We start from the raw sequence: 10,928 nt of genomic DNA, 5'->3' as shown, positions 1-10,928 counted from the left end.
TCTCCTCAGTACAGGAAGGCCGGTGCCGGAGCACCGGTCTCGGGCTCGGGTTCGGCCGGGACGGTCCGGGCGAAGCGGGCCAGCAGGAACACCTCGATGACGGCGAGTACGGCGTACACGAGGGTGAAGGTGATCAGCGAGGTGAGGACGGTGCCGGCGCCGACGGTGGGGGAGACACCGTCGCGGGTCTCCATCAGGCCGAACACGATCCACGGCTGGCGGCCCATCTCGGTGAAGATCCAGCCCAGGCTGTTCGCGAGCAACGGCAGCACCGGCAGTACCAGCGCCGCGCGGACCAGCCATCGTGACGGTCGCGGGTTCTTGCGGCGGATGTACCACAGCGCCAGCAGAGCCATCAGGGCGGCGAGCGCGCCGAACAGGATCATCAGCCGGAAGCTCCAGTAGGTGATCGGGATGTTCGGCTTGTAGGAGCCCGGCCCGAAGCGCTGCTCGTAGGCGGTCTGCAGGTCGTTGATGCCCTCGACCTTGCCGTCGAAACTGCCGGTGGCCAGGAAGGACAGTCCGTTCGGGATGGTCAGCGACCACACCTCGCGCTGACCGTCCAGCGATCCGATCGTCAGCAGGGAGAAGTCCGCTGGCTCCGAGGTCTCGTAGAGCGCCTCCGCGGCGGCCATCTTCATCGGCTGGGTCTCGGTCATGATCTTGCCCTGGATGTCACCGGTCACGATCACCGCGACCGACGCGACCAGCACCGTGATCGCGCCGAGCTTCACGGCCGGCCGGAACAACTCGGTGTGCTCGCCCGGGCGCCGTACCAGGTGCCACAGCGCGATGCCGAGCATGAACGCTCCGGCGGTCAGGAAGGCGGCCGAGATCGTGTGCGGGAACGTGACCAGGGCGACCTTGTTGGTCAGTACGGCGCCGAAGTCCTGCAGCTCGGCCCGGCCGCTGTCCTGGTCGTAGCGGTAGCCGACCGGCCACTGCATCCACGAGTTCGCGGCCAGGATGAAGTACGCCGACAACTGGGTGCCGATGGCAACCAGCCAGATCGACGCCAGGTGCAGCTTCGGCGGCAGCCGGTCCCAGCCGAAGATCCACAGGCCGAGGAAGGTCGACTCGAGGAAGAAGGCCAGCAATCCCTCGATCGCCAGCGGGGCGCCGAAGATGTCCCCGACGAACTTCGAATAGGCGCTCCAGTTCATCCCGAACTGGAACTCCTGCACGATGCCGGTGACGACACCCATGGCGAAGTTGATCAGGAACAGCTTTCCCCAGAACTGCGTCATCCGCCGGTACTTGACCTGGCCGGTCCGGTACCAGGCGGTGTGCAACCCCGCGACCAGCGCCGACAGCCCGATCGTGATCGGTACGAACAAGAAGTGATAGACGGTGGTGATCCCGAACTGCCACCGCGCCAGATCGATCGCATCCATGCCCCCGACGATCTCGCCCGGCCGCCCCGAGCCCCTAGAGCCGAAGGTCCCGCGGCCACCGGGACCTGGTCCCTACCCCGTACCGGAGCCGGGCAGTACTACGGGTCAGCTGACGTGGACGGCGATGACGCCACGGACGGTGTCGGCGACGGCTTCGGCCTGGTGCCGCTCCTCGGCGCCGACTGGCCCGGTCACTTTCACGATGCCGTCGTCGACGTCGACCTGCCAGGCGGGATTGCGGTCATGCAGGCGCTGAGCGACCTCTGTCCGGATCTTCGCGTCCCGCTGGGCAAGGAAATGGATCACGTCGCTGCGGCTGATCACACCGACCACCTGGTTGTCCTGGACGACGGGCAGGCTCTTCACCATCGTGGCGCGCAGCAGGTCGATCGCGTCGTCCAGGCCGTCGTCGCTGTGCACACTGACCACGAGGTGTGCCATCACCTCGGCCACCCGGCGCGGCCGGGCGGTGGCCGACACCCTGACCGGCATGCACACGACCCGGTCGTCCAACTGCAGCGCGTCCTGCATCAGATCCGCCTCGCTGACCACGCCGACCAGGCGACCGCGGCGATCGACCACCGGCAGGGCCGTGATCTTGTGCTCGTCGAGCAGATGCAGTGCCGCACCGACCGGGGTCTCGCCCAGTACCGTGATCGCCGGTGTGCTCATCAGGTCTTGGATCAGCATCGCAGTTCACCTCATCCGGTTCGCCTGCTGCCATTGCACGCCGTACCCGGGAACCGGAGCAGGGCCGAAGGTCACCGGAGGCGAGGCCACTCGGCAGCAGGATCAGCGACCGGCGAGACTCGCGGCGTGGTCGGGGACCTGTGTCTGCATCTCGCGAGGCGTGCGTTCGTAGCCGCCGGACGGCGGCCGGGCGGGGAGTTTCAGTGGCGGGCGTTGCACCTCGTGATACGCGACGGTGGAGAGCAGGTGGGCGATCATGTTGATGCGGGCGGCCCGTTTGTCCTCGCTCTCGACGACGTACCACGGCGCCTCCGGGATGTCGGTGTGGACGAACATCTCGTCCTTGGCGCGTGAGTAGTCTTCCCAGCGGGTGATCGACTCCAGGTCCATCGGTGAGAGTTTCCATTGGCGCATCGGGTCGTGGAGCCGGCTGCGGAAGCGGTTCTCCTGCTCGCTGTCACTGACGGAGAACCAGTACTTGCGCAGCAGTACGCCGTCCTCGACCAGGAGCCGCTCGAAGATCGGGCACTGGTGCAGGAACCGCGCGTACTCCTGGCTGGTGCAGAACCTCATCACCCGTTCGACCCCGGCCCGGTTGTACCAGCTGCGGTCGAACAGCACGATCTCGCCGGCTGCCGGCAGGTGTTCGACGTACCGCTGGAAATACCACTGCGTCTGTTGCCGCTCGGTCGGCGCGGGCAGTGCGACGATCCGCGCGACCCGCGGGTTGAGGAACTCCGTCACCCGCTTGATCGTGCTGCCTTTGCCGGCCGCGTCGCGTCCCTCGAAGACGACCACGAGCCGGGCACCCTCGACCCGCACCCACTCCTGCAGCTTGACCAGCTCGGCCTGGAGCCGCAGGAGCTCAGTCTCGTACACCTTCTTCGGCAGCCGTCCGTCCTTTGTGCGAGCCATCGTCGTCCTCCCTGCATCCCGGATAGGGCGACAGTACGTCGGCTGGCCACGGAGATGTCAGCGGACGATCGCAACCGGGCACGGTGCGTGGTGCAGGACGCTCTGGCTGACCGAGCCGAGCAGTAGACCGGTGAAGCCGCCGCGGCCGCGAGAACCGACGACCACGAGACTCGCGGACTCGGCGGTGAACAGCAGGGCTCGCGCCGCCCGACCCCTCATCAGCCGGGTCTCGCACTCGATGTCGGGGTGGTCGGCCATGGCGCCGGCCAGTGCCTCGGCGACGAGCACCTGGGCGGACTGCTGTACTTCGTCCTCGCCGAACTGGAGCATCGTCTGGCCGTCGTCATAGGTCAGGAACGGGCTCGTCCACGCGTAGACGGCGATCACCCGTGCGTGGAGTGCCTCGGCCTGGTCGAAGGCGAAGTCGATCGCCTTCGCGGACACCTTCGAACCGTCCACGCCGACCACCACGGTCGGCTTCTCCAGCGCCCGAGGACGCAGGTCGGGCGGTACGACGAGGACCGGGCACTGCGCATGGGCGCTCACCTGGACAGCCACGGAGCCGACCAGCAGACCGCTCCAGCCGCCGAGTCCACGGGAGCCGAGGATGATCATCCGGGCCTGGGCACTCTCCTCGATCAGCGTCTCGGCCGGGGTTCCCTCGACCAGGAGAGTCTCCACCTCGAGCTTCGGGTGCTGGATGCGGATTCCATCAGCGAGGGCACTCAGCCCGTTCTCCCGAGCGGTCCGGACCGCCGCCAGCGGTACGACGGAGCCCGGGGTGGGACGGAGCGCGAGGATGAGCTCGAACGCCTCGACGATGCGCAACCGGGCGTGCAGGCGGACCGCCTCGGCAGTGGCCCAGTGCAGCGCGGTGAGACTGGCGGGTGAACCGTCGTATCCGACGACGATCGGTGCGGCCTGTGACGACATTATTTCTCCTTGATGTGGACGAAGTCCTCGACGGGACGGCGTGGGGTGGAGCCCGACGGGTGGGCGTGGCCGAACCGGATCACCATGTCGGCGAAGCCGGCCCTGCCGGTCATCCGCTGCACCTTCTGGCGCAGGTCGTCGTACTCGAGCGGCTGGTTCAGGAACGAGGCGGCGACGCCGTGGCCGGTGGCGGTCAGCAGGACGCGTTCCAGCGCGATGCCGGCGGAGACCTGGTCGGCCGGTTCGTCGTGCTCGGTCGACAGCACGGCCAGGTTCGGGTGCTGCTCGAACGCGGCCTGGGTCCGGGTCCGGTCCGCGGGCCGGGTGCCGAGATCGCGGAACGCCGTCCGGTAGCTGCTGGCGCGAGGTCCGAGGGCGGAGCTGGGAATGCCGTCATCCGCACGGTTGCCGCCGACCCAATGGGCCCGTTCCGCGCTGCGGCGCCAGTCACCGATCTCGCGCAGGTCGGTGTCGAGGAACATGTCGACGACCGTCTCGATCTGCTCGGCCGACAGCCAGGTGAGCTCGGCACCGTCGGCCAGCGCGGCCTTCGCCAGGTCGATCCGGGTCTGCTGGGCCAGTGGCGCGGTCCGGATCGGATCTCGGCTGGTGTGGCGACGCGGGATCTCGGCGTACAGGTCGCGCAACCGCTGATCGGTCGTGCTGCTCGGCTCCAGCACGATCCGGGCGAGCAGGTCGGGCTCCTCGGCATCCGGGGCCAGGCCGAGCCAGGTTGCGTAGCCGAGCGAGGCCGCCGCGCAGCGCAGGTTGAAGGTCGCCGTCCCGGCCGCGATCCGCATCGCCCGGCCGGTCGGGTCCTCCGCGGGCAGCGTGCGGGATCCGTCCAGGTAGACGTCGATGACGAGGCCGTTGACCTCGAACCGCCATGGCTGCGTGTTGTGCATGCTCGGCGCCGCGATGGCAGCACGGAGTAGTACGTCGATCTGTTCCGTCGACAGCTGGACGTCGGACATCGGGACCTCCTCAACCTCTCTCGCGGCATCAGCTGCCGCGGTTTCAGCATCGCGGGATCGGCCCGGCCGAGGCAGCGGCATCGGTCCCGAACGGTGGGGCCTTTCGGCAGGTCGGGCGGTGACCACGGGCCCTGCCCGCGGCTCGGCCGGCGGCCGGACGATCTGGGTGACGGATCGATTGGAGAGGACAACGACCATGAGCACCACCCAGCACCGTCGGCCGATGCCGGCGCCTGTGATGGAACCTGACGGTGATCGGCAGGGCCGGATCACCACGGCGGCGGGCCGTGCGTTCGCTGTACTGCGGATCGCCTTCGGACTCAGTTTCCTGTGGGCGTTCGTGGACAAGCTGTTCGGTCTGGGTTACGCCACTCCGTCCGGTAAGGGCTGGATCGACGGTGGCGATCCGACGGCCGGATTCCTGGGCAAGGGGACCAGTGGCCCGTTCGCGGACTTCTACCAGTCGCTGGTCGGTGACTGGTGGGTGACGCCGCTGTTCATGGTCGGTCTGGCCGGTATCGGCCTGGCGCTGACGCTGGGCATCGGGATGCGGATCGCGGCTGCCACGGGTGCCTTGCTGTACGTCCTGATGTGGACCGCCGCCCTGCCGCCGGAGAACAACCCGGTGCTGGACGACCACATCCTCGGCGCGATCTCCCTGGTCGTTCTCGCTCTGGTTGCCGCTGGCAACGTGTGGGGCTTCGGCCGCTGGTGGGGCACGTTCGACCTGGTCCGGCGCTACCCCTGGCTGCGGTGATCTGGATGACGGCACAGCCTGTGATCCAGGTCGGGTTCGACAACTCCTGGCGTGACACCGGCGCCCTGGAATGGGCCCTGCAGGAGGCAAACCTCCGGCAGGAGCCCATCCGGGCCGTCCACGTCATCGACGACTCCCTACGCCGTACGGCGTACTGGGAGCCGACCGTCGTGGACGACGCGGCGATGGACTTGGTCGACAGCGTCCGGAAGGAACTGGCGGCCGACGACGGCGGACTCGACCACGAGGCCGACCTGCTGGCCGGGCCACCCGCGGCCACACTGGCGCAGACCGCCGAGGGCAGCACGATGCTGGTGGTCGGGCGGCGCGGGATGGGGGCGTTCAAGCGGCTGCTGATCGGTTCGACCTCGGAGGCCGTCGTTCATCGGGCGACTGTGCCAGTGGTGGTCGTACCGGACGGGTGGAAGCCAGGAGACCACATCGGGCCGGTCGTCGTCGCGGTGGACGAGTCCGAGGAGCAGCACGCGGCGATGAAGTTCGCGATCACCGCGGCAGCCGAACGAAAGGTCCCGTTGCGGATCGTGCATGTCTGGGACCTTCCGAACATCTACAGCTGGGATGCCAGTGTCGTTGCCGGGATCGACGAGGAGCTGGCCGAGAAGGCTCGCCGGCGATGGGACGCGGTCGCGGAGCAGTGGCGGCAGAAGTACCCGGCGCTGGACATCGAGGTGGACGTCCGGCGAGGTCACGCCGTCGACGGCGTGGTCAGCGCGGCGCAGGATGCCGACGCGCAACTGCTCGTGGTCGGCGGACGCCGGCACCACCGGGTCACCTCGGTGCTGCTCGGCTCGGTCGCCCGCGGCGTGCTGCACCACGCGACCTGCCCGGTCGCTGTCGTTCACACCTCGTGATCGAGGCCGGCTGACCCCCACGGGCCAAAGGTCCCGTGGGGGTCAGCCGTGTGTCCCGCGACCAAGGGCACGGCGGCTCTGCCGCCGCCCGCGCCCGCGCTGAGACGCTCGAAATGCCAGAACTGGAGGAACGACATGAGCACGTGGGCACGGACCGGCCCCATCGCGGTGGAGGTCGACGGCACGGCGGAGGGCCTGCGGGTCGTGGACTACGCCTGCATGGAGGCGTTGCGGATCGGTGCCGAGTTGATTCTCGCCGCGCCGTACCACGCGCATGCGGCGTACTCGCCGATGCAGCTCGGCGAGCTCCCGAAACCGCCGGCTGAGCTCGCCGACGCGAGCCTGCGCGGCGCGGTGGCTCACATCCGGCACCGGTACGGCTACGGTCTCCAGCTGAACGCGGTCTCGCAGGAGGGATCCAGGCTACGGGTGTTGCCGAGGATCGCCCGGCACGCGCGGATGCTGGTCGTCGGCCGAACTCGTGCGCGCGGACCGCAGCGGCTGCTGGCGGCGCAGGGCAATCTGTTCCTGGCCGGCCGGACCGGTTGCCCGGTCATCGTCGTACCGCTGTCGTGGCGCCCGTCGGCCGCCGACCGGAAGGTTGCCGTCGGCATCGACGGTACGCCGCTGTCGGCCGAGGCACTGGAGTTCGCGTTCCGGGAGGCCGCCGATCGGGAGGGAGACCTGATCGTGCTGCACGCCGGCGAGAGCAGCCCGTGCGAGGACGACGAGCACTCGTGGATCAGTCGCGCCGACCACACCATGTCCGAAGCCCTGGCGCCGTGGACGCGCGAGTTTCCCGCTGTCCGAGTGACGAAGTACCTCACCGGCCGGGACGCGGCGTCGGCGCTGATCCACGAGAGCCAGGAGGTTGGACTGATCGTGGTGGGCGCCCATGCGGGTCCACTGCCGGTCGCCGATCCGGTCGCTCGTCGTTCGGTTGCCGCGATGACCTGCCCGGTCGCGATCGTTCCCCATCACCCGACCGTCGCAGAGCGGGAGCGGTTGCACGCGCGGCCCGTCCGGCGCGGCGAGATCGTCGTACCCACTTACTGACATGGGGATCCGGGTGTCTGGGGTGAACGGCTACGAGCGTGGCTGGTTCCGCGCCGACGTGGTGGCCGGCGTCACCGTCGCGGCCTACCTGATCCCGCAGGCGATGGCCTACAGCCAGCTGGCCGGACTGCCGGCCGTGGCGGGACTGTGGGCGATCCTGGCACCGCTGGTGGTGTATTTCTTCCTAGGCTCGTCGCGGCTGTTGTCACTCGGCCCCGAGTCGACGACCGCGCTGATGACCGCGGCCGCGATCGGGCCGCTCGCCGCCGGCGATCCGGGTCGCTACACGGTCCTGGCCGCTGCGCTGGCCCTGATGGTCGGCGCAGTCTGTGTCTTGGCCTGGCTTGCCCGACTCGGGTTCCTTGCGGACTTGCTGTCCAAGCCCGTGCTGATCGGCTACCTCGCCGGCATCGCGCTGATCATGATCACCGGCCAACTGGATGCGGTGACCGGCGCCGACGTGAGTGGCGAGACAGCGGTGGCCGAGGTCGCGTCGGCGGTCGGGCAGATCGGATCCTGGCACGTCGCGACCGTGCTGCTGTCCGTTGGCGCGCTCGTACTGCTCCTGGCCGCGGCCCGCTGGGTGCCGCGCCTGCCTGGACCGCTGCTGGTCGTGGTGATGGCCTCGGTCGTCACGGGTCTGGCCGGGTTGACCGACCGTGGGATCGCGTTGGTGGCGCCAGTGCCGTCCGGTTTGCCGGTCCCGGAGGTGCCCGCGGTGCGGGGGAGTGATCTCGGGCTGTTGATTCTCCCTGCGCTCGGCGTGGCGCTGGTCGGGTACACCGACACGGTCCTCACCGGTCGTGCCTTCGCGGCCAAACATCATGAGCGCATCGACGCCGGCCGCGAACTGCTCACCCTTGGCGTCGCGAACCTCGCGACCGGACTGCTGCGCGGGTTCCCGATCAGCAGCAGCGGAAGCCGGACGGCTGTCGCCGACGTTGCGGGGGCGAAGAGCCAGGTGTACTCGCTCGTCGCCTGTGCCAGTGTCGTCGCGACCCTGCTTTTCGCCGGACCGCTGCTGTCGTCGTTCCCGGTGGCGGCCCTGGGCGCGCTGGTCGTGTTCGCCGCGTTGCGGCTGATCGACGTTGCCGAGTTCCGCCGGATCGCCAAGTTCCGCCGCAGCGAACTCATCCTCGCCCTCGCCACAACGGCGGGCGTCGTTGCCCTCGATGTCCTGTACGGCGTACTCGTCGCGGTGGCGTTGTCCGTCCTCGACATCCTGCGCCGGGTTGCGCGGCCGCACGACGGCATCCTCGGGATCGCGCCGGGGATCCCCGGTATGCACGACGTCGACGACTATCCCGATGCGCGGCCGGTGCCCGGGCTCGTCGTCTACCGGTACGACTCGCCGCTCTTCTTCGCCAACGCGGAGGACTTCCGCCGGCGGGCGCTCGCCGCGGTGGACGAGGCCAACGGTTCGGTGGAGTGGTTGTTGCTGAACGCCGAGGCGAACGTCGAGATCGACATCACCGCGATCGACGCCCTGGAAGCGTTGCGTCGCGAGCTGGCCGAGCGCGGGATCGTGCTGGCGATGGCCCGGGTCAAGCAGGACCTCCGCGACGACCTCGAGGCCGCCGGCTTCGTCGACCGGCTCGGTGCGGACCACATCTTCTTCACGCTGCCAACCGCCGTACAGGCCTTTCACGAGCGGGCCGGATCACCGGCCGCCATTCCCGAGACAAGGAGCTGACCATGTCCACGGCACAGACACCCCGAGCCCTCATCGTCTACGAGTCGATGTTCGGCAACACCCACAAGATCGCGCTGGCGATCAGGGACGGTCTGCGCGACGCCATCCCCACCGAGGTGGTGCGGGCCGACCAGGCGCCGGCCGAGATCCCGGCCGACGTCCGGCTGCTGGTCGTCGGTGGACCGACCCATGCGTTCAGCATGAGCCGGCGCTCCACCAGGACGCAGGCCGCCGAACAGGACCAGGTGATGATGCCGACCGAGACGGGCATCAGGGAGTGGCTGCAGGAACTGCCCGAGCCGACGACGCCGACGGTGGCGGCCACCTTCGACACCCGGGTCACCAAGGTTCGCCGGCTGCCCGGATCCGCCGCCCGCTCGGCGGCGAAGTTGCTGCGACGGCACGGCTTCGAGCCGACGGTCGCGCCCCCGGCGAGCTTCTTCGTGCACGACATGACCGGCCCGCTCGAGCAGGGCGAGATCGATCGCGCCCGCGCCTGGGGTGAGGAACTCGCGGCCGAACTGCGGCCGCTGTCCGGCTCGGTCCGGCCGCTCCGCCGGCATCGGTGGTCGTCCTGACCGTCGACAGCGAACAGCCGGCGACGGAGTCAACTACGAGAGGGGAAGGTATGAGCATCAAGGTTGGTATCAACGGGTTCGGCCGGATCGGCCGGGATTTCCTCCGCTGTGCGATGGAGCGCGGACCCGGGATCGTGGAAGTGGTCGCGGTCAACGACATCGCCGCACCGGCGACCCTGGCGCACCTGCTGCAGTACGACTCGACGTACGGCCCCCTGAAGGAGCGGGTCGGCCACACGGCCGACTCGATCACCGTCGGCGGCCGGACCATCCGGGCCACCGCCGAGCGGGACCCGGCCGCCCTCGACTGGGGAGCCGTCGGCGTGGACATCGTGATCGAGTCGACCGGCAAGTTCCGGACCCGCGAAGCGGCCGGAGCGCACCTGGCCGCCGGGGCGCGCAAGGTCCTGCTGTCCGTGCCGGGTAAGGACGTCGACGCCACGATCGTCCTCGGGGTGAACGACGAGATCTACGACGCGTCGCGGCACCACGTCATCTCGAACGCCTCCTGCACGACCAACTGCGTCGCGCCGATGGTCTCGGTGCTCCATCGTGCCTTCGGCATCGAACGCGGCCTGATGACCACGATCCACAGCTACACCAACGACCAGGTCCTGCTCGACGGTCCGCACAAGGACCTTCGGCGTGGCCGGTCCGGCGCGGCCAACCTGATTCCCACCAGTACCGGGGCTGCCCGCGCGGTCGGGCTCGTCATCCCGGAGCTGGCGGGGAAGATCGACGGCGTCGCGGTCCGGGTGCCGGTCGAGGACGGTTCGCTGACCGACCTGTCGGTCCAGCTGACCGAACCGGCCACGGCCGAGCAGGTGAACCAGGCCTTCGCCGACGCGGCCGCCGGCCCGCTGAAGGGGATCCTGCGCTACACCGAGGATCCGATCGTGTCCCGCGACATCGTCGGCGATCCGTCGTCCTGCATCTTCGACGCCCAGCTCACCCAGGCGAACGGCCCGCTGGTCAAGGTCTTCGGCTGGTACGACAACGAGTGGGGCTACACCAGCCGCCTGCTGGACCTGACCGAACGGGTCGCGGCCGGCCTCTGACTCTGCGC

11 protein-coding genes are annotated in these 10,928 nt (G+C 69.2%); 6 read left to right on the top strand and 5 right to left on the bottom strand.

Annotated features, from left to right (window positions below; translation table 11 throughout):
* Positions 1 to 5: 5 nt before the first annotated feature.
* The 5 genes from V9K99_RS16020 to V9K99_RS16000 form a co-directional block, all read right to left on the bottom strand.
* Positions 6 to 1,394, bottom strand: a complete 1,389-nt coding sequence (locus V9K99_RS16020) for a cytochrome ubiquinol oxidase subunit I (protein WP_337000203.1) — start codon at positions 1,392 to 1,394, stop codon at positions 6 to 8.
* Between the two features lie 105 nt (positions 1,395 to 1,499).
* Positions 1,500 to 2,084 carry a CBS domain-containing protein gene (locus V9K99_RS16015; protein ID WP_337000204.1) on the bottom strand — a complete coding sequence of 195 codons (585 nt, stop codon included), beginning with the start codon at positions 2,082 to 2,084 and terminating at the stop codon, positions 1,500 to 1,502.
* A gap of 102 nt (positions 2,085 to 2,186) precedes the next feature.
* Positions 2,187 to 2,999: a polyphosphate kinase 2 gene (gene ppk2 / locus V9K99_RS16010; protein ID WP_337000205.1), complete on the bottom strand. Its 813-nt coding sequence runs from the start codon at positions 2,997 to 2,999 to the stop codon at positions 2,187 to 2,189.
* A 57-nt stretch (positions 3,000 to 3,056) separates the two neighbouring features.
* Entirely contained in the window at positions 3,057 to 3,932 is an 876-nt protein-coding gene (locus tag V9K99_RS16005) for a universal stress protein (protein ID WP_337000206.1), read from the bottom strand.
* Positions 3,932 to 4,906 (bottom strand): Acg family FMN-binding oxidoreductase, encoded by a 975-nt coding sequence (locus V9K99_RS16000; protein ID WP_337000207.1) that lies wholly within the window; start codon positions 4,904 to 4,906, stop codon positions 3,932 to 3,934. Before V9K99_RS16000 ends, V9K99_RS16005 begins: the two co-directional genes overlap by 1 nt.
* Positions 4,907 to 5,102: 196 nt before the next feature.
* Between V9K99_RS16000 and V9K99_RS15995 the strand changes: the two genes are divergently transcribed.
* The 6 genes from V9K99_RS15995 to gap all read left to right on the top strand — a co-directional run bounded on the left by V9K99_RS15995 (position 5,103) and on the right by gap (position 10,920).
* On the top strand, positions 5,103 to 5,663 hold the full coding sequence (locus V9K99_RS15995) for a hypothetical protein (protein WP_337000208.1): 561 nt from the start codon (positions 5,103 to 5,105) through the stop codon (positions 5,661 to 5,663).
* A gap of 5 nt (positions 5,664 to 5,668) precedes the next feature.
* The gene (locus V9K99_RS15990; protein WP_337000209.1) at positions 5,669 to 6,535 is read left to right on the top strand and encodes a universal stress protein; all 867 of its coding nucleotides are present in this window, start codon (positions 5,669 to 5,671) and stop codon (positions 6,533 to 6,535) included.
* A gap of 135 nt (positions 6,536 to 6,670) precedes the next feature.
* Positions 6,671 to 7,591: a universal stress protein gene (locus V9K99_RS15985; RefSeq protein WP_337000210.1), complete on the top strand. Its 921-nt coding sequence runs from the start codon at positions 6,671 to 6,673 to the stop codon at positions 7,589 to 7,591.
* 1 nt (position 7,592) lies between these two features.
* A complete protein-coding gene (locus V9K99_RS15980) occupies positions 7,593 to 9,284 on the top strand; it encodes a SulP family inorganic anion transporter (protein ID WP_337000211.1) in 1,692 nt (563 codons plus the stop codon).
* A 2-nt stretch (positions 9,285 to 9,286) separates the two neighbouring features.
* Positions 9,287 to 9,862 (top strand): flavodoxin family protein, encoded by a 576-nt coding sequence (locus tag V9K99_RS15975; RefSeq protein ID WP_337000212.1) that lies wholly within the window; start codon positions 9,287 to 9,289, stop codon positions 9,860 to 9,862.
* Positions 9,863 to 9,912: 50 nt separating this feature from the next.
* Complete coding sequence (gene gap / locus V9K99_RS15970; protein ID WP_337000213.1) at positions 9,913 to 10,920, top strand: type I glyceraldehyde-3-phosphate dehydrogenase; 1,008 nt, start codon at positions 9,913 to 9,915, stop codon at positions 10,918 to 10,920.
* Positions 10,921 to 10,928: the final 8 nt, after the last annotated feature.

Source organism: Kribbella sp. CCNWLW201 (assembly GCF_037203805.1).
Classification (GTDB): domain Bacteria; phylum Actinomycetota; class Actinomycetes; order Propionibacteriales; family Kribbellaceae; genus Kribbella.
Note: the sequence above shows the minus strand (reverse complement) of the source record. Positions and strands in the feature narration are given on the sequence as shown.